The sequence below is a fragment of the Pseudomonas sp. G3-19 genome (assembly GCF_054855875.1).
The window spans coordinates 1,509,893-1,527,615 of the sequence record NZ_JBMPIQ010000003.1; the positions used below are offsets into that span (position 1 = coordinate 1,509,893).

The following is a 17,723-nucleotide window of genomic DNA, read 5'->3' on the forward strand; positions in this document are numbered from 1 at the left end:
CGCGACGCCCGTCTGTTTCGAGCCTCATCGGCCGTAATGGTTTCATTAGAGGTATAGCCGATTTCAGACCAGGCCCGGATCAGACCCCGATCAGGTGCTTGAGCGGATGGTAGCCAGTTTTCATCTTCGCCGCGACGTCGAGAATCGCCTTCTCGATACCGTTCAAATGCGTGCAGGTCAGTTCGATGGCGGCGCTCTGGTCGCCCGCCTCGATGTATTCGATCAGGCGCAGATGTTCGTTGTCACGGCAGGCTTCATGGCTGTCGTCATCCAGTGCAGCGACATACAGCGAGGCGCGGGAAATCAGCTTCTGAAACCAGTCGAGCAGCACCGGGTTGTTGAGGCTGCGCGCCAGTTTGAGGTGGAACTCGCCGAGCAGGTAAATCAGTTGCTCGTGATCGCCTGCCGCGTGGGCTGCGTCCTCCAGTAGCAGGTGCTCGCGCAAGACCTGCATGGCGGCGGTGTCCTTGCGCCGACAGAGTTCGGTGACCATGCCGATTTCGATCAGCCGCCGGGTTTCGAACAGCGAGCGGATCTCTTCGTTGCTCGGCAGCGACACCGATGCACCTTTATTCGGCTCGGTGGTGACCAGCCCCTCGGCTTCCAGTTGCTTGAGCGCGGCGCGTACCGACGTGCGGCTGACATTGAACAGTTCGGCCAGGGACGCTTCGCCCAGCTTCATCCCCGGACGCAGCGAACGCTTGCTGATCGCCTGGTAAACCCCTTGGTAGACGCGGTCGACCGTGGTTTCCAGTTTCTTCTCGGTCATTCGAACACTCCTTTAGCCTCGGGCAAACACGGTGTTGCAGCGTTATTCGCCGTTTGCGCAGATAAGTGTGGCGCAGGATATCGCCTTCGGCCTCCTGATGCAGGGTCTGGATACGATTAGGGCGGGATGACTTCGATTTGCCGACCCGCTCATTGCAAACGTGGACGGAAGCAGCGGGCGGTGGCGAGCGGTTTTGGCGGACGCCAAATAAATCGGCTGCGAAACGCCTTTCCCTTGTGGGAGCGGGCTTGCTCGCGAATGCGCCGGGTCAGTAAAACATTTGGCGACTGACCCACCGCATTCGTCGGAACGCCGCCCGGAGCAAGCCCGCTCCCACAGGAGATTTCAGGCGTGCCGGTAATTTTTAGTCCGTACCGTATTTCGGCGAACGCGGGCCATACAGCAGGCCGGCGTGCTGTCCGGCCGACAACAGGCGATTGCTCGCCACGCCGGCAATCGGATACCCGGCATCGGTCGAACTGTTGATCACCTGCTTCACCGCGGCAGTGATCAGCATGCCGACCAGGCCGCCACCACTGTTATTGCCGCCCTCTTCGCTCGACGCCCGTGCCGAACCGGTCCACAGCGTGGTGCCGGATTTCAGATCGACCAGCTTGGCGGTGGCGGTTACCGCGGTTTCGCTGCTGATCACCATGTAGCGCGTACCGTACTCGGTCACGGTGATGTACAGCGCAGCGTCGGCGCCGAAGATTTCCTTGAGCTTGTTGGCCGGCGCCTGATGAATGTCATCCGGGGTGGTCAGGCCGTTCTGGCGGAAGGTTTCGTCCACCAGGGTGATCGGCAGCACGTAGTAACCGGCCTCGGCCAATGGGAACGTCACCTGCGACAGCAAGCTGTAGGAAGCCTTGACGTCCGGCGAGGTGTTCAGCGGCGGCAGCACCAGAATGGTCTTCGGCCGTGCCTGTTTGTACGCCGAGTAATCCACGGTTTTCGGCGCGACGCAGCCACCGAGCACGGTCAGGGCCAAACCGGCGGCCAGCAGTTTCAGGGTGCGCGAGATCATTGGGCGTCTCCGGTCTTGGCGTTTTTAAGCAGAAAATCCATGTACGGGCCGGACTCGGGGAACAGCGCTTTCTCGGTGCGGAACTGCTGCACCATCTGATCGTCCTTGCCCATGCTCAGGTACAGCAGGCCCAGGTGGGCGTGGTAGCCCGGCGGCACGGCTTTGCCGGTGGAACGGATCTTCTGCAAGTCACGCTCCAGCACTTCGGCCTGGGCTTCCTTCGGCTCTTCGCCTTTGAAGTATTCGTAGACCTGCGGTTGGTAGTCTTCCCACTGGTACAGGGTTTTCGGGCTGCTGCAACCGGCCAGCAAGGCGCTGGCGGCCAGCGTCAGGGCCAGCAGCGACCGCGACAAAGTCAGATTCATGGGGTAGTGCTCCTTGCAATGAATAGCGATCAGTTACCCGGTTTCCAGGCACCGGCGTTCATGCCATCGACCAGACGATTGATCGCCTCGCGCATGGCCAGATCGAGGACTTTGCCGTTGAGGGTCGAGTCGTACGCAGCGGTGCCGCCGAAGCCGATGATTTCGCGGTTGGACAAGGCGTATTCACCGGCGCCCTGAGTCGAATACACCACTTCGGAGGTGCTGATATTGACGATGTTCAGGTTGACCTTGGCGTAGGCGACCTGGGTCTTGCCACGGCCGAGAATACCGAACAGCTGGTGGTCGCCGGTTTCCTTGCGGCCGAACTCGGTGACGTCACCGGTGACCACGTAATCGGCACCCTTGAGGCGCTGGGCCTGGCCCTTGATCGCCGCTTCCTGCTGGATCTCGCCCATGTTGTCGCGATCCAGTACCGAGAAACGGTTGGTCTGCTGCAAGTGAGTGATCAGGATGGTCTTGGCCTGGCCGCCGAGACGGTCGACGCCGTCGGAGAAGATCCCGCGCATGTAGCTGGAGCGGTTATCGAACTTGCCCACCGCCATCGGCACGCGAGCACCGGTCCAGACTTGCGTGGCGCTCTCGACCTTGGCCACCGGCAGTGCGCGGGAGCTTTCGGTGGCGCACCCGGCAAGGGAGCCGGCGAGGGTGCCGAGCACGGCAATCGCAACGCCTGAGACCAACATCCGGGAGATCATTCTCACTGTGCATTCCTTCTGAAAAAAAACGGTGTGTCCCGGCACGGCAAGGCAGTGGGGAGCGGAAAAGGGCCGGCATTATGACAAAGTGCCACCATTGGTGACAGAGATTTTTGACGCCAATGGATTGGCTTGTTTGGACACACACAAATCCCCCTGTGGGAGCGGGCTTGCTCGCGAAAGCGGTGTGTCAGCCACTTATTTGCCAACTGACACACCGTCTTCGCGAGCAAGCCCGCTCCCACAGGGGGGATATGTGGTGTTCTGGGCTTTAGTGGAAGTCGCGGCTTTGTACGCGGATGCCGTCGAGCAGCGGAGTCAGATCGCTCAATCGCCCGGCGATCAGGTGCCGGACTTCGCCCTCCCGCTCCCAGCGGCCATCGACCTTGAGCAGTTGCGAGCCGACCAGCACCTGACGCTGGCGCTCGGCCAGATCGCGCCAGACCACCACGTTGACGTTGCCGAACTCGTCTTCGAGGGTGACGAAAGTCACGCCGCTGGCAGTGCCCGGTCGCTGCCGCCCGGTGACCAGCCCGGCGATGCTCACCGGCCGGCCGTGCTCGACGTCCAGCAACTCCTGAGAGCTGCGACAACGCCGCGCCTTCAGTTCACCACGCAGCAGCGCCAGCGGATGCGGCCCCAGCGTGGTGCCGATGGTCGCGTAATCGGCCTGCAGGTCCTCACCGACACTCGGTTTGGGCAGCAGCACATCGGCTTCTTCCTGGCTCGGCAAGCCGGCAAACAGGCCCAGCTGTTTCTGCACCCCGGCCACTTCCCAGCGCGCGCGGTGCCGATGCCCGGCCATGCCACGCAACGCGCCGGAGTCTGCCAATAATGCCTGGGCGCGACTGTCGAGCGCGGCCCGTTCGCCCAGATCGGCGACATCGGCAAACGCCCCCCGCGCCCGCGCCGCTTCGATGCGCCGGGCGTCGTCCTCGCGAAAACCCTTGATCATCCGCAGGCCCATGCGAATCGCCGGTTGCGCGCCGCTGATCGGTTCCAGACTGCAATCCCAGTCGCTGGCACGCACGTCCACCGGACGGATCTGCAACTGATGGCGACGGGCGTCCTGAAGGATCTGATCCGGGCTGTAGAAGCCCATCGGCCAACTGTTGATCAACGCGCAAGCGAACGCCGCCGGTTCGTGACACTTGAGCCAGCAACTGGCGTAAGTCAGCAAGGCAAAACTGGCGGCGTGGGACTCGGGAAAACCATAGCTGCCGAAACCCTTGATCTGCTCGAAGATCTGCGCGGCGAATTCCTCGGTGTAGCCGTTTTTCTTCATGCCGGCGGCGAGGCGTTCCTTGTGCGGCTCCAAGCCTCCATGGCGTTTCCACGCGGCCATCGAGCGACGCAACTGATCGGCCTCGCCGGGGCTGTAGTCGGCGGCGACGATGGCGATCTGCATCACCTGTTCCTGAAACAGCGGCACGCCGAGGGTGCGTTTGAGCACCACTTCCAGTTCCGGCGAGGGATAGGTTGTCGGCTCTTCCTTGTTGCGTCGGCGCAGGTACGGATGAACCATCCCGCCCTGAATCGGCCCCGGGCGGACGATCGCCACTTCGATCACCAGATCGTAGAACTTCGCCGGTTTCAGGCGCGGCAACATCGACATCTGCGCCCGCGATTCGATCTGAAATACACCGATGGTGTCGGCGCGGCTGATCATCTCGTAGGTCGGTTTGTCTTCAGCAGGAATCGTCGCCAGGCTCAGATCGAGATGGCGATGACGACGCAGCAGATCGAAGCAACGGCGGATGGCACTGAGCATGCCGAGGGCGAGGATATCGACCTTGAGCAGCCCGACCGCATCGAGGTCGTCCTTGTCCCATTGAATGATCGTGCGCTCGGCCATGGCGGCATTTTCCACCGGCACCAGCGTGTCCAACGGCTGTTCGGAAATCACGAAACCGCCGGGGTGCTGCGACAGGTGTCGGGGGAAGCCGATCAGTTGCCCGGTCAGGCTCAGCACCCGGCGCAGCACCGGGCTGTCGGGGTCGAAGCCGCCTTCGAGCAAGCGCGCCAGCGGCGGTGTTTCGTCGCTCCAGTGGCCGCAGCAATCGGCCAGTGCATTGATCTGATCCGGCGGTAGCCCAAGGGCCTTGGCTACGTCGCGCACCGCCCCGGCAGCGTGGTAAGTGCTGACCACCGCCGTCAACGCCGCACGCCGCCGGCCATATCGGCGAAACACGTATTGCAGGACTTCTTCGCGGCGCTCGTGCTCGAAATCGACATCGATGTCCGGCGGCTCGTTGCGTTCTTTCGACATGAAACGCTCGAACAGCAGCGTGGTGCGATCCGGATCGATCTCGGTGATACCCAAGGCAAAACACACCGCCGAGTTAGCCGCCGAACCGCGGCCCTGACAGAGAATCTGCTGATCGCGAGCGAAACGCACCACGTCATGCACGGTGAGGAAGTAACTTTCGTAGCCGAGCTCGGCGATCAGTTTCAGCTCATCGTCGATTTGCTTGAGCACTTTGGCCTGTGGCCCTTTCGGCCAGCGCCAAGCAATGCCTTCTTCAGTCAGTTGGCGCAACCAGGAACTGCCGGTGTGCCCCTGCGGCACCAGCTCTTTCGGATACTCATAGCGCAACTCGCTCAGCTCGAAAGTGCAGCGCCGCGCCAGTTGCACCGAGGCGTCGAGCAACGCCGGCGGATAAAGCTCGCGCAACACGTCGAGGCTGCGCAGATGGCGCTCGCCGTTGGGGTGCAGGCGCAACCCGGCCTCGGCCACCGGGACGTGATGGCGGATCGCGGTCATGGTGTCCTGCAGGGCGCGCCGCCCACGGGCGTGCATGTGCACGTCGCCGCTGGCCACGGCGGCGATCTGCAGTTGCTCGGCCAGACTCAGCAGTGCCGCCAGACGCCGCTGATCGTCTTGCCCGCGATGCAACTGCACCGCCAGATACAGGCGCTCGCCGAAAGTCTGCTTCAGCCAGCGGCCCTCCTCGACATCATTAACGCTGTCCGGCACCCACACGGTGAACAATCCCGGCAACGGCTGGCTGAAATCCTCGCGCAGCACCTGGTACTGGCCCTTCTGCGTACGCCGCCGGGCCTGAGTGATCAAACCGCACAAGGCCTGATAGCCCGCCAGGTTCTCCACCAACAGCAGCAGTTTCGGACCGTTATCGATGCGGATTTCGCTGCCGATGATCAGCGGCAGCTCCACTGATTTCGCCGCTTGCCAGGCGCGGACGATCCCGGCCAGGGTGCACTCGTCGGTGATCGCCAGCGCCTGATAACCATGTTTTTTCGCCCGCTGAAACAGCTCAAGGGCACTGGAGGCACCGCGCTGGAAACTGAAATTCGACAGGCAATGCAGTTCGGCATAACCGTGGTTCATGCAAACCAGCCTTGCAGCCACAACGGCCCGCCCTCGCCCACGGCTCGATAGGCCCAGCCCTGCTGACCGGCGCGGTTCTGGATCAGGTAGTAATCGCGGCGCACATCATCACCGTCCCACCAGCCGGACTCGATGCGCTCCGGGCCCATGAGAATCCGCGCCGAACCTTCCGGCACACTCTGCGGTTCGCCGAGCAACCAGCCCGGGCGCTGCACGCTCGGCAAACCGCTGCAACGCTGCTTGTCGACGCCGTGCTGCCAGGCACATTCGGGGCGGTGGTCGGCCTGAAAGCGCAGGCCCTGCACCGCGTCATCGCCGAGCCGTGCACGCAGACGTTCGCGCAATTGCTCCCAGGGCAAGGTCTGTTGCGGACGATCATCGAACAGTTCCTGAAACTGCGGCACGAAACTCGGCAGGTCTTCGGCGCGCAGGCGAAAGCCGCGCACCGGGGCCTCGACCTGGACTTGTTCCAGTCGCCCACGGGCCAGTTCAAAGAGCATCGCCGGATCGCGCTCGGCGCTGAGCAGGCCGACCTTGATCAGCGTGTCCGGCAGCCCGGCGTGCTCCAGATGCAGGTCGAAACGCTGCACGCCGCTGTCACGTCCGCAGAGGAACGCCGACAGGTCAGCGGTCAAGCGGCGTAACGGAAACAGCAGCGCCTGATGGGATTGCACGTCGAAATTGAGTTCGATGCGCACATCGAAACGATCCGGCGGCAGATAGAACGCCAAGGCCAGCGGCCGTGCGCCGAACAACGTGTCGAGATGCTTGAGCATCGACGCTTCGAAGCGCCGGGCCAGGGCCTGACGCGGCAGGCTCTGCAACTGGTTCAGATTGCGCAGACCCATGCGCGTCAGCGCGGTGGCGACCTGCGGCTCCAGCCCGACACGGTCGACGGGCAACTTTCCGAGGTGATGCTGCAGGGCCTCACCGTCAGGTACCACCAGACCGTCGTAGGCGTTGGCCAGCACCCGCGCCGCCACCGGATTCGGTGCGGCGACGATGCGATGGCGGAAACCCAGCTCAGTCAGTTCCTTGCGCAGCCGCGCTTCGAACTGCGCCCAGGAGCCGAACAGGCCCAGGCTCGACTCGATCTCGAACACCACGGTACGCGGATAATGCACGCTGACCTGCGCGCTGAAACGATAGGCCCACGCGGCGAGAAACTGCTGCCAGTGCTCGACCTCGGCGAGGTCGTAATCGGCGGTGGCAAAGCCTTTGCTTAGGGCCTGCGCGGCGGTCATCGACTGGCCGGCGCGCAAGCCGAGCTGGCGCGCCGCTGCATTCACCGCTTGCAGCACCCGGCGCTGGGCCGGGCCACTGAGCAGCACCAACGGCTCAGCAGGATCGGCACGCTGACGCAGCACGGCGTCGAGGGCCAATTGCGGGAACAGAATACACACCCAGCGCATGACGACCTCAGTGCCCCACGGCAAACGCAATCGGCGCCGTGCGCGCCAGTCCGCCACGGCACTTGAGCACGCGCAACTGGGCCGGTCTTGCGTCGATGGCAATACGCAACGCGGCCGGCGACGGGTTGATCGCCTCGCTCAGCGGGCGCCAGGCAAACGCCAGGGTCTGGCCGGTTTCTGCCGCTACCTGCAAACGCCGCAACGCACGGTCATCGGCCTTGTACGGCCAGCACAGCACCGCGCCGCAACTGCCGGAACGCAGGCATTGTTCCGCCGCCCACAAGGCATCGCGTTCGCTGGCCTGAATCACCGACAACTGGCGCAGATCGACCCCGGCGTTCGCCCACGCCTGCGGGTACGGCACGAACGGTGGCGCCACCAGCACGATGCGCTCGCCCGCCGCCGACATCCGCGCCAGCGTCGGCCACACCAGTTGCAACTCGCCAACCCCGGGGCCGGCCAGGAGGATTTCGCTCAGCGCCGCTTCCGGCCAGCCACCGCTGGGCAGTGCTGCATCCAGCGCGGCATGCCCGGTGGGTTGCGGGCTGGCCGCCGGTGGCGCAGGCCGGCCCTTCCAGACCTGGCCGCCATTGAACAGCGTATCGAGTGCAACGACGGCGCCCATCAGCCTTGCCTCACCAGACCGCAGAACACCCCTTCGATGGCCAGGTCCTGATCATCGCGCACGACAATCGGCTGGTACGCCGGGTTGCGCGGCAGCAGGCGCACCGTAGCGCCGACACGCTCGAAGCGTTTGATCGTCACCTCACCATCGAGTCGCGCCACCACGATCTGGCCGTTGAGCGCCTCGGGATTACGCTTCACTCCCACCAGATCACCGTCGAGAATGCCGTCCTCGATCATCGAGTCGCCCTGCACCCGCAACATGTAGTCGGGCGCACGGGAGAACAGCGCGGGATCAAGCATCAAGCGGTTATGGATGTCGGCATCGGCGCCGATCGGTGCACCGGCAGCCACCCGGCCGAGCACCGGAATGTCCAGCAGCTCCGGCCGCGCGGGTTGCCCGAGCAGGCGAATGCCCCGGGCCTGGTGCGGGTTGACCTCGATATACCCGGCTTCGGTGAGCGCCAGCACATGCTTGCGCGCCACGCTGCGCGAGGCAAAACCAAAAGCCTCGCTGATTTCAGCGAGGCTTGGGGGCTGACCGTGTTCGGCGATGCGTTCGCGGATAAAGGTCAGGATGGCGGTACGGCGGGGAGTCAGGTTTGTCATGGAGTACATTTGTACTCCTGTGGGATTTTACTGACAAGCACCGCCAGTCGGCCTGCGCTGGCGATCCACAAAAATCACAAGATCGCAGCCTTCGGCAGCTTCTACAGGGAACGGGTGTCAGTTCAATCCACGCTCGGCCAGAAATGCCGAGATGTAATCGATGAACGCCACCACTTTAGCCGTGGCCCGTCGATGGCTGGGGTACACCGCGAGAATGTGCGGGCCGAAGCTGTCCGGGTCGATTTCATAATCAGCCATGACCCGCACCAGACGTCCGTCGGCAATGTACGGCGCGGCGCTCCACAGCGGTGTGTGCAGCAAGCCGCGTCCGGCCAAAGCACTGGCCAGCAACAGGTCGTAATTGTCGCTGCGCAAGCGCGGCGCCGTCGGTTGCGCCAGGCTCAGCCGCTGGCCGTCGCGCTCGGCCCACCAGAACTCGCGACTGAGTAACGGGTGCTGATACAGCAGCCATTCATGCTGCTCGAGGGTTAGCGGAGTGACCGGCAAACCCTTGCGCGCCAAATAGTCCGGGCTCCCGCACAAGGCCAGCCGATTGCTGCCGACCACCCGGGCGATCAGCCCCGGCAGGTCGTCATGGCCCTCGCGCAAGGCCAGGTCATAGCCGCTTTCCAGCAGATTGACGAACGCGTCGCACAGATCCACTTGCAGGCTGATCTGCGGGTATTGCTGCAAAAAGCCGTCGCACACCTGATCGAGAAACGCCCGCCCGTACGCCAGCGGTGCGGTGATTTTCAGGCTGCCGCGCAAACCGTGCTGCAACTGCTCGATTTCCTCGCTGGCCTCCTCCAGCCGCTGCAACACCAGTCGCGCGGTTTCCAGATAAACCCGGCCGATTTCGGTGAGCAGAATCCGCCGCGTGCTGCGTTCGAACAGCCGCGCGCCGAGTTCCGACTCTAGATGATTGACCGCTTTGGTCAGTGCCGAAGGGGTCTTGCCCAACTGCTCGGCCGCTCGGCTGAAACTGCCGAGTTGCGCAGTAACCACGAACATTTTCAGTGCACCCAGCTTGTCCATGCTTTTTCCATTCAGGCAAAAACGTTTTTCGTGAGGGAGGCGTTCTGTCGGCCAGTGTCAGCCACTAATCTGGCCATCAGACGCAATAACAAGGAAATCTTCAATGAAAAGATTCATCCCGAGTCTGCTGGTGAGCGCGATAAGTTTTGCCTCGATGGAAGCCATGGCCGCCACCGATCTGGTGCTGGTCAACGGCAAGATTTTCACCGCCGACCGTTCGCAACCGAAGGTGCAGGCGCTGGCCGTGGAAAACGGCAAGGTGCTGAAAGTCGGCAGCGATGCGCAGATCAAGGCGCTGATCGAACCCGGCACCCTGGTCATCGACCTCGGCGGCAAGACGCTGATGCCTGGCTTGATCGACAGCCATTCCCACGCGATTTTCGGTGGCCTGGAAATGGTCTCGGCCAACATGGAAGACGAAGTCGTCGCCCTCGACGAACTGGAAAAACGCTTGCGCGCCTGGCGTGACGACGGCAAGGCCAGACATGGCGATGTGCTGAGCATTGCCGGCATGAGTTCAGCGTACTGGGCGCAGGCCGAAGCGCTGGGCAAGACCTTCAACCACGGCGAATGGGCTGACGTGCCGGTGGTGTTCACCGGCAGCGATCACCACACCGTGTGGGCCAACAACGTGATGCTCAAGCGCGCCGGCATCGACGCGGCGTTGCTCAAGACCCTGCCCGCTGCGGAACAAGACACGATCGGCAAACTGGCCAGCGGCGAGCCCAACGGCTTTCTGGTCGATGCCGGTTGGGACCGGGTCGCCGCGAAAATGCCGGTGCCGAGCCCGGCCGATATGCTCACCGCGGCCAAATCCGCGGTGCGTTTCAACAACAGCCTCGGCATCACCGCGTGGATGGACCCCGCCGCCAACGCCGCACCGGGCGAACCGGTCTTCGCCCTCAAACCCACTGAGAAAACCGTCGGCGTGCTGCCAGCCTACAAAGCGCTGTCGGAAAGCGGCGACATGAGCGCGCACGTTGCAGCGTTGCTGGTGGCCAACCCGAAAAGCCTGCCCGCCGACCTCGACACGCTGGATAAGGTGCGCCAGCAGTTTCAGGGCATCCCCAACCTGACCCTGCCCGGGGTCAAGATCTTCGCCGACGGCGTGATCGAGTACCCGGCGCAGAGCGCGGCGATGATCGACCCGTACAGCAACTCGCACAAACAGGGCGAACTGCTGATCGATCCAAAACATTTCGGCGAGCTGGTCAGCGCCATCGACCAGCGCGGCTGGCTGGTGCACATCCACGCCATCGGCGACCGTGCGGTGCGTGAATCACTCAATGGCATCGAACGTGCGCGCAAGGATCGGCAGAGCGGCATCACTCACTCGATCACGCACCTGCAGATGGTCAATCCGAAAGAGTTCGCCCGCTTCAAGCCGCTGAACGTGATCGCCTCGATGCAATTGCTGTGGGCCAGTGCCGATGACTACACCACCGACATGATCAAGCCCTACGTCAGCGCCCTCGCCTTCCGTTATCAATACCCGGCGCACTCGCTGCTGAAACAGGGCGCGACGATTGCCGGTGCCAGCGACTGGCCAGTGTCGTCGCCCAACCCGTTCAACGCCATGGCCCAGGCCATCACCCGCGTCGGCCCGCTGGGCGTGCTGAATGCCGACGAGCGTCTGGATCGCGAAAGCATGTTCTACGCCTACACCCTCAACGCGGCGCGCACGATTGGCCTGGAGAAGCAGATTGGCTCGCTGACGCCGGGCAAGCAGGCGGACTTCATCGTGGTCGATCGCGACGTGTTCAGCGTCGACAACAAGGCGCTGCATGACACCCAGGTGCTGCAAACCTGGTTCGCTGGCCGCCAGGTCTACACCGCCACCCCATAACAACAGGCCCCCCTCGCTTTTGTGGGAGGGGGCTTGCTCCCGAAGGCGTCCGGTCAGCAAACATTTCGATACCTGACCCACCGTCTTCGCGAGCAAGCCCGCTCCCACAGGGACTTTCACCCTACCCAAGCATTTCCACTGCTTTTTCCAGCCCCCATAACAATCACAACACCGGGACTTCACATGAAAGCCTTGCCCCTGTTCGCCCTCGGTTTTTCCAGTTTGCTGCCCTTGAGCAGCCACGCGATCCCCCTGAACGACGATTTCGCCTTGCTGGTCGACCTGACCCTGGCCAGCGACTACCGCACCCGCGGCATCTCGCAAACCCAAAATGACCCTGCCTTGCAAGCCGGTCTGACCCTGGCCCACAGCAGCGGTTTGTACGCGGGTGCCTGGAGCTCCAACGTCGATTTCGGCGGTGGCCTGAAAGCCCGGCAGGAAGTCGATTACTACGCCGGCTGGCTGTGGCAGGCCACCGAGGATGTCAGCCTCGATCTGGGTTACCTCAAGTACGCCTATCCCAAGGAAAGCCAGTTCAACCAGAGCGAGGTCTACGGGATTCTCGGTGTCTACGGGGTGAAGCTGGCGGCGTATTACTCCAGCGATGCGCCGGGGATCGACAGCAAGCAGAGCTCGCTCTACACCTATGTCGGTTATGAAACCGGGCTGCCGTTCGATTCCGGGCTGAAACTGCGTTACGGCAACATGGACTTCAAGGACCCGCACCTGTACTCGGCGTCCGGGCATGGCGAGGACAGTTATCGGGAATGGGAGGTCAAGCTGACGCACAACCTGGCTGGGGTGGTGTTGGGCCTGAGCTATATCGATACCGATCTGTCGCAGAGCCAGTGCCTGAGCAACTGGGGATTCAAGGATGTGTGCACCGCAACGGTGGTGGCGAGCCTGAGCAAATCCTTCTGACCCACCAAAGTACCCATTGTAGGAGTGAGCCTGCTCGCGATGGCGGTGTGGCATTCAACAACGATGTCGGCCGACCCACCGCTATCGCGAGCAGGCTCACTCCTACAGGGTTTTGCGTTGACCTGATTGTTTGTTACGAGATGTTTACAAAATTTTTACCAATGTTCTTCTACAGTTACGCGCGTTACCGCGCGTGTTTTCTATTCTGCTAGAGGAATGTCTGTAATGGCTTTGGGCAAAGGACTGCGTTTACCGTCCATCACTTCAACCCGTCTGGTGCTGCTGTTTTCCCTGGCACTGGTGACGCTGTACAACCTGGCGACCTGGAAGGCGCTGGGTACGCTGATCACCCTGCAAGGTGCACACAAACTGGCGTTTTTCGCTTCGTTCGGGCTGTTCCTGTGGGCGGCGATCACCCTGCTGCTGACCCTGGTGTCGTTTCGCTGGACGCTGAAACCGGCGCTGACTGTGGTGGCCCTGCTCTCGGCCTGCGCTGCGTATTTCATGAACGAATACGGGATCACCATCGACACGGTGATGATCCAGAACGTCTTCGAAACCAACCCGGGCGAAGCCGCTGCGCTGTTCAACGGCAAGCTGCTGGCTTACGTGTTGCTGCTCGGCGTGCTGCCGGCGGTGTTGATCTGGCGCTGGCCGGTGCGTTATCGGCCGTTCTTTCGCGGCCTGCTCAACAAGCTGCTGGTGATTGTCGCTTGCGTGCTGGTGATCGGCGCCTCGGTGGGCGCGTTCTATTCGACCTATGCGCCGATCTTCCGCGAAGAAGACAAGCTCACCCACTTCATCAACCCGACCAACTACATTTACGCCATCAGCAAATACACCAAGCAGCGCCTGGGCATCAAAAAGCACTTTGTGGTGCAGGCTATCGGTGAAGACGCGGTGATGAGCGCCAAAGCCGCCAGCCGCGAGAAGAAATCGCTGATGGTATTTGTGGTCGGCGAAACCGCCCGCGCCGATCACTTTTCGCTGAACGGCTATGCGCGCGAGACCAATCCCGAGCGAGCAAACTGGACATCCTCAACTTCACCCAGGTGCACTCCTGCGGCACGTCCACGGCAGTGTCGGTGCCGTGCATGTTCTCGATGTTCCCGCGTGAGGACTACAGCGACAAGAAAGGCAAAACCTACGAAGGCCTGCTGGATATCCTGCAACGCGCCGGCGTGCAAGTGCTGTGGCTGGACAACAACAGCGACTGCAAAGGCACCTGCCTGCGCGTGCCGCACCGCGACATCGCGAAGAACCAGCCGGGGCCGTTCTGCGACGGCAACAACTGCCTCGACGAAGCACTGCTGGCCGACCTGCAAAGCTACATCGACAGCCTCAAGGGCCACGCGATCATCGTGTTGCACGCCGACGGCAGCCATGGCCCGGAATACTACGAGCGTTATCCGCAAGCTTTGGAACGCTTCAAGCCGATCTGCCACACCAACCAGTTGGGCAGTTGCAGCCGCGATGAACTGGTGAACGTGTACGACAACACGATCCTCTACACCGACCACTTCCTCGCCAAGGTCATCGAGTTGCTCAAGCGCAATCAGGACACGCTGGATACCTCGATGCTGTACGTCTCCGACCACGGCGAATCGCTGGGTGAAAACGGCCTGTACCTGCACGCCGCGCCCTATGCGTTGGCGCCGGAAGCGCAGACGCATGTGCCGATGGTGATGTGGTTTGGCAACAATACCCTGGCGCAACTGGGCATTGATCGCGATTGCCTGCAAGGCAAGACCGGGCAGCCGGACCTGAGCCATGACAACCTGTTCCATTCGGTGCTGGGCTTGTTCGAGGTGAAGACCGCGCTGTATCAGCCGGGGCTGGATGTGTTTCGCGGGTGCCGGCCAGCCATGACGGCTGCGCAATAGCTCGCATATCGCGCAAATTCCCTTGTAGGAGTGAGCCTGCTCGCGATAGCGGTGTGTCATTCAACAATGATGTCGGCTGATACACCGTTATCGCGAGCAGGCTCACTCCTACAAGGAGGCTGCGGCATATCAAGCACTCAGCTGGGCCAAATAGTCCCACGGGTAGATCCCGCGTTGATGGCCGTCGCTGAACACCAGTTGCACGCCGTAGCCCTGCGGGTTGATTTCGATCAGGCGAACACGCTCATCCACCAGCGGCGTCACACCTTTCAGGCGAAACGCGCGGCACTGCGAGCACGGGCACTGGCGGCGCAGTTCGGCGTGATTGAACAGCGATTCGCGGCCGTCCGGCCAGCTCAGGCGCAGCGTCCGCTGGCTCTGCGAATTGCCGACTGACAGCGGGTTCATTGCAACTGACTCAAGGCAATCCGCACCGCTTTGCGCACTTCCGGATCGCCGTCATCCTGCGCCGCCTGCAACGCCGCCACCGCGCCGCGATCATGCAACTCACCGAGGGCCAGCGCAGCTTCCTTGCGCAGGTTGCTGATGCGATGGCCGAGGGTCTCGATCAAGGCGTCCAGCGCCGGTGCAAAACGCAAGCGACCGAGGCTGCGGGTAGCACGCAGGCGCACTTGCCAGTAGTCATCGCCGAGGGCTGCGATCAACGCCGGACCAGCGTCGCTGTGGCCGACCTTGCCCAGCGTCGTGGCCGCTTCTTCGCGTACTTGCCAGGCAGCGTCCTGCAGCGCCTGACGCAGGGCCGGCAGCACCTCAACGCTGGATGCCAGACCTAGGGCACCGGTGGCGGCGCGGCGCACTTCGGTGTCCGGGTCGGCGCTGGCCAGACGCGCCAGAGCCGGCAGTGCGTCGAGCTGCTTGAGCCAGCCGAGCACACCCACGGCTTCGCGGCGCACATTGGCATCGGCGTCGCTCAACGCGGTGATAGCAGCCGGCGCGGCATCGGCGAAACGCAGTTCGCGCAATGCCCGAAACGCGGCGATGCGCACACTGACTTGCGCATGACCGGTCCACGGCAGAATCACCCGGCCTGCCGCTTCAGTTTTGAGCAGGCTCAGGCTTTGCGCAGCGGCTGCCTGCACTGCCGCAGATGGATCGGTCAGTGCCTGGCACAGCGCAGCCACTACCGGTTCGTCCTCCCAGGCTTCCAGCAGCCGCGCGGCTTCGGCGCGGACTTCTTCGGCGGGATCTTCGCTCAGTCTTTCGACCAGCCACAGCAGGCCATCCGGTTCTTCCAGATCCGCCAAATCAATCAGGGCAATGCGTCGCACACCGGCATCGTCAGCGGTCAGACGCGGTTGCAGGGCGAGGATGTCGTCGTTATCGGTCACAGCAAAAAATGAGGTCATAGGGCAAATCGCGGCAAGGGGTTTTCGGGAGGCAGGCCGAGCGGGTTGAGGCGCGGCAGCGGGCGGGAGTTGTCGTGGCGCAGCAGGTCGAGACAATGGCGCTTGAGGCGGGAGAATTCGGTGCTGGTGACCAGTTCAGAAGTGCGCGGGCGTGGGAAATCCAGGCGCAGGTCTTCGATGATTCGCCCCGGACGCGCGCTCATCACCAGCAAGCGATCAGCGAGGAACAGCGCCTCGTCGATGTCGTGGGTGACGAACACCACGGTGGTGCGAATCCGTGTCCAGATGTCCAGCAGCAGTTCTTGCATGTTCAAGCGAGTCAAGGCATCCAGCGCGCCGAACGGCTCGTCCATCAGCAGCAGCCGTGGACGGTTGACCAGCACCCGGGCGATTTCCACCCGTTGCTGCATGCCGCCGGAGAGCTGATCGGGCCAGCGCTCGGCGAAGCCGTCGAGGCCGACCAGTTTGAGCATTTCGTCGGCCTCACGCTGGCGCTCGGTTTTGCCGATGCCGCGCATCTTCAGGCCGAAAGCGACGTTGTCGCGCACCGTGCGCCACGGAAACAGCGTGTGATGCTGGAACACCATGCCGCGTTGCGGCGACGGCCCGAACACCTCGCCGCCATCGACTTTGAGGCTGCCGGTATGGGCGTTCAAGTGTCCGGCGAGTGCGCCGAGCAAGGTCGATTTGCCGCAACCGGACGGGCCGAGAATGCACACGAACTGGCCCGGTTCGATCTGGCAATCCAGCCCCTGCACGGCTTCGAAGGCTTGCTGCCCCTCACCGAGAACGATCGACAACTGGCGAATATCGATTCGCCCTTCCGGGGTTTGCATTGCGCTCATCAGGCTTTTCCTCGTGGTCGATGCCAGGGCGTGAACAGCCCGCCCAGGCGCTTGATCAGCAGACTGCTGCCCATGCCCAGCACACCGATCAGCAGCATGCCAACGACAATGTCGGCGTAGTTCTGAATGGTGTAGGACTCCCAGGTGTAGTAGCCGATGCCGAACTGGCCGGAGATCATCTCGGCGGTTACCAGACAGAACCACGAGGTGCCCATGCCGATGGCGAGGCCGGTGATGATGCTCGGTGCGGCGCCGGGCAAAATCACTTCAAGCAAAATCGCCAGGCGCCCTGCCCCGAGGCTTTTCGCCGAGGCGATCAGCCGTGGATCAACGCCTTCGACGCCGTGCACGGTGTTGAGCAGGATCGGGAACAGCGCGCCGGTGAAGGTGATGAACACCATCGACAGCTCCGACGACGGGAACATCAGGATCGCCAGCGGAATCCACGCCACCGCCGGGATCGGCCGCAGCACTTCCAGCGGTGGCAGCAGCAGGTCTTCGGCCCATTTCGAGCGGCCGATGGCGAGACCCAGGGCAATGCCGATGATCAATGCCGCGAGATAGCCAGCGAACACGCGGCCGAGGCTCGCGCTCAGGTGCTGCAGCAGCTTGCCGGAGTCGCCCAGGCCCAACGCCGCTTCGATCACCGCCAACGGGGTTGGCACGTTGGCGAAGGTGACCAGGCCGAGGTTCCAGTGGTGGCTCGCGGCGAGTTGCCAGAACAGCAGGCAGAGCGCTATGGAGGTTGCTCTGGTGATCCAGCGGGGTTTTGGGATTTTCATGAATCGGGTTTCCATGTTTGGAGCGGTGTGATGGCTGAGATCGCCCCCCTCACCCCAGCCCTCTCCCCCAGGGGGGCGAGGGGGAAAGGGAGCAGATCTTCAAGCCTTTCAAAATCTCGGTTCGGCTCGATAGCGAGCAGATATTCATGATTTTCAAAAACTGAGTTCGGCTCGAT

The 17,723-nt window shown here is 62.7% G+C and carries 15 protein-coding genes and 2 pseudogenes; 4 read left to right on the forward strand and 13 right to left on the reverse strand.

Features of this window, described 5'->3' with window-relative positions; genetic code table 11:
- Positions 1–79: 79 nt before the first annotated feature.
- On the reverse strand, positions 80–769 hold the full coding sequence (locus ACOYXI_RS06855; protein ID WP_027613675.1) for a GntR family transcriptional regulator: 690 nt from the start codon (positions 767–769) through the stop codon (positions 80–82).
- Between the two features lie 122 nt (positions 770–891).
- On the opposite strand from ACOYXI_RS06855, the pseudogene ACOYXI_RS06860 reads away from it, so the two are divergent.
- Positions 892–966 (forward strand): annotated as a pseudogene (locus tag ACOYXI_RS06860) (flavin reductase family protein); the annotation flags it as partial.
- Between the two features lie 167 nt (positions 967–1,133).
- Here the strand turns inward: ACOYXI_RS06860 and ACOYXI_RS06865 are convergent.
- The 8 genes from ACOYXI_RS06865 to ACOYXI_RS06900 form a co-directional block, all read right to left on the reverse strand.
- Positions 1,134–1,793, reverse strand: coding sequence for a DUF799 domain-containing protein (locus ACOYXI_RS06865; RefSeq protein WP_027613674.1), 660 nt, complete (start codon positions 1,791–1,793; stop codon positions 1,134–1,136).
- Positions 1,790–2,158, reverse strand: a complete 369-nt coding sequence (locus ACOYXI_RS06870) for a DUF4810 domain-containing protein (protein WP_007969675.1) — start codon at positions 2,156–2,158, stop codon at positions 1,790–1,792. Before ACOYXI_RS06870 ends, ACOYXI_RS06865 begins: the two co-directional genes overlap by 4 nt.
- A 29-nt stretch (positions 2,159–2,187) precedes the next feature.
- The gene (locus tag ACOYXI_RS06875) at positions 2,188–2,874 is read right to left on the reverse strand and encodes a CsgG/HfaB family protein (RefSeq protein WP_167797100.1); all 687 of its coding nucleotides are present in this window, start codon (positions 2,872–2,874) and stop codon (positions 2,188–2,190) included.
- A 271-nt stretch (positions 2,875–3,145) separates the two neighbouring features.
- On the reverse strand, positions 3,146–6,223 hold the full coding sequence (locus tag ACOYXI_RS06880) for an error-prone DNA polymerase (protein ID WP_461674593.1): 3,078 nt from the start codon (positions 6,221–6,223) through the stop codon (positions 3,146–3,148).
- Entirely contained in the window at positions 6,220–7,635 is a 1,416-nt protein-coding gene (locus ACOYXI_RS06885) for a Y-family DNA polymerase (RefSeq protein WP_134786549.1), read from the reverse strand. Before ACOYXI_RS06885 ends, ACOYXI_RS06880 begins: the two co-directional genes overlap by 4 nt.
- Before the next feature lie 7 nt (positions 7,636–7,642).
- A complete protein-coding gene (gene imuA / locus ACOYXI_RS06890) occupies positions 7,643–8,260 on the reverse strand; it encodes a translesion DNA synthesis-associated protein ImuA (protein WP_098964220.1) in 618 nt (205 codons plus the stop codon).
- Entirely contained in the window at positions 8,260–8,877 is a 618-nt protein-coding gene (gene lexA / locus ACOYXI_RS06895; RefSeq protein ID WP_098964221.1) for a transcriptional repressor LexA, read from the reverse strand. Before lexA ends, imuA begins: the two co-directional genes overlap by 1 nt.
- Positions 8,878–8,985: 108 nt before the next feature.
- The gene (locus tag ACOYXI_RS06900) at positions 8,986–9,903 is read right to left on the reverse strand and encodes a LysR family transcriptional regulator (RefSeq protein WP_461674594.1); all 918 of its coding nucleotides are present in this window, start codon (positions 9,901–9,903) and stop codon (positions 8,986–8,988) included.
- Between the two features lie 103 nt (positions 9,904–10,006).
- Here ACOYXI_RS06900 and ACOYXI_RS06905 point away from each other — a divergent pair, with 103 nt between their 5' ends.
- The 3 genes and pseudogenes from ACOYXI_RS06905 (at position 10,007) to ACOYXI_RS06915 (ending at position 14,553) form a co-directional block, all read left to right on the forward strand.
- Positions 10,007–11,749 (forward strand): amidohydrolase, encoded by a 1,743-nt coding sequence (locus ACOYXI_RS06905; protein WP_461674595.1) that lies wholly within the window; start codon positions 10,007–10,009, stop codon positions 11,747–11,749.
- Positions 11,750–11,932: 183 nt separating this feature from the next.
- Positions 11,933–12,670: a TorF family putative porin gene (locus tag ACOYXI_RS06910; RefSeq protein ID WP_461674596.1), complete on the forward strand. Its 738-nt coding sequence runs from the start codon at positions 11,933–11,935 to the stop codon at positions 12,668–12,670.
- 225 nt (positions 12,671–12,895) lie between these two features.
- A pseudogene (locus ACOYXI_RS06915) lies at positions 12,896–14,553 on the forward strand (phosphoethanolamine transferase).
- A gap of 129 nt (positions 14,554–14,682) precedes the next feature.
- Here the strand turns inward: ACOYXI_RS06915 and ACOYXI_RS06920 are convergent.
- From ACOYXI_RS06920 to ACOYXI_RS06935, 4 genes are read right to left on the reverse strand one after another with little or no spacing between them, the layout of a single operon-like run.
- Positions 14,683–14,961: a DUF971 domain-containing protein gene (locus ACOYXI_RS06920; protein WP_098964226.1), complete on the reverse strand. Its 279-nt coding sequence runs from the start codon at positions 14,959–14,961 to the stop codon at positions 14,683–14,685.
- Positions 14,958–15,920 carry a HEAT repeat domain-containing protein gene (locus ACOYXI_RS06925; protein ID WP_461674597.1) on the reverse strand — a complete coding sequence of 321 codons (963 nt, stop codon included), beginning with the start codon at positions 15,918–15,920 and terminating at the stop codon, positions 14,958–14,960. The genes ACOYXI_RS06920 and ACOYXI_RS06925 overlap by 4 nt, the downstream gene beginning before the upstream one ends.
- Positions 15,917–16,765 (reverse strand): ABC transporter ATP-binding protein, encoded by an 849-nt coding sequence (locus tag ACOYXI_RS06930; protein ID WP_134786555.1) that lies wholly within the window; start codon positions 16,763–16,765, stop codon positions 15,917–15,919. The genes ACOYXI_RS06925 and ACOYXI_RS06930 overlap by 4 nt, the downstream gene beginning before the upstream one ends.
- Complete coding sequence (locus ACOYXI_RS06935; RefSeq protein WP_461674598.1) at positions 16,765–17,547, reverse strand: ABC transporter permease; 783 nt, start codon at positions 17,545–17,547, stop codon at positions 16,765–16,767. The genes ACOYXI_RS06930 and ACOYXI_RS06935 overlap by 1 nt, the downstream gene beginning before the upstream one ends.
- Positions 17,548–17,723 lie beyond the last annotated feature (176 nt).

Excerpts from the sequence above, each read along its gene's own strand:
- ACOYXI_RS06870 (WP_007969675.1), bottom strand. The coding sequence starts at position 2,158 with ATGAATCTGACTTTGTCGCGGTCGCTGCTGGCCCTGACGCTGGCCGCC.
- lexA (WP_098964221.1), bottom strand. The coding sequence starts at position 8,877 with ATGTACTCCATGACAAACCTGACTCCCCGCCGTACCGCCATCCTGACC.
- ACOYXI_RS06875 (WP_167797100.1), bottom strand. The coding sequence starts at position 2,874 with ATGATCTCCCGGATGTTGGTCTCAGGCGTTGCGATTGCCGTGCTCGGC.
- ACOYXI_RS06880 (WP_461674593.1), bottom strand. The coding sequence starts at position 6,223 with ATGAACCACGGTTATGCCGAACTGCATTGCCTGTCGAATTTCAGTTTC.
- ACOYXI_RS06905 (WP_461674595.1), top strand. The coding sequence starts at position 10,007 with ATGAAAAGATTCATCCCGAGTCTGCTGGTGAGCGCGATAAGTTTTGCC.
- ACOYXI_RS06920 (WP_098964226.1), bottom strand. The coding sequence starts at position 14,961 with ATGAACCCGCTGTCAGTCGGCAATTCGCAGAGCCAGCGGACGCTGCGC.
- ACOYXI_RS06930 (WP_134786555.1), bottom strand. The coding sequence starts at position 16,765 with ATGAGCGCAATGCAAACCCCGGAAGGGCGAATCGATATTCGCCAGTTG.
- ACOYXI_RS06855 (WP_027613675.1), bottom strand. The coding sequence starts at position 769 with ATGACCGAGAAGAAACTGGAAACCACGGTCGACCGCGTCTACCAAGGG.
- ACOYXI_RS06925 (WP_461674597.1), bottom strand. The coding sequence starts at position 15,920 with ATGACCTCATTTTTTGCTGTGACCGATAACGACGACATCCTCGCCCTG.
- ACOYXI_RS06935 (WP_461674598.1), bottom strand. The coding sequence starts at position 17,547 with ATGAAAATCCCAAAACCCCGCTGGATCACCAGAGCAACCTCCATAGCG.
- ACOYXI_RS06885 (WP_134786549.1), bottom strand. The coding sequence starts at position 7,635 with ATGCGCTGGGTGTGTATTCTGTTCCCGCAATTGGCCCTCGACGCCGTG.
- ACOYXI_RS06900 (WP_461674594.1), bottom strand. The coding sequence starts at position 9,903 with ATGGACAAGCTGGGTGCACTGAAAATGTTCGTGGTTACTGCGCAACTC.
- ACOYXI_RS06910 (WP_461674596.1), top strand. The coding sequence starts at position 11,933 with ATGAAAGCCTTGCCCCTGTTCGCCCTCGGTTTTTCCAGTTTGCTGCCC.
- ACOYXI_RS06865 (WP_027613674.1), bottom strand. The coding sequence starts at position 1,793 with ATGATCTCGCGCACCCTGAAACTGCTGGCCGCCGGTTTGGCCCTGACC.
- imuA (WP_098964220.1), bottom strand. The coding sequence starts at position 8,260 with ATGGGCGCCGTCGTTGCACTCGATACGCTGTTCAATGGCGGCCAGGTC.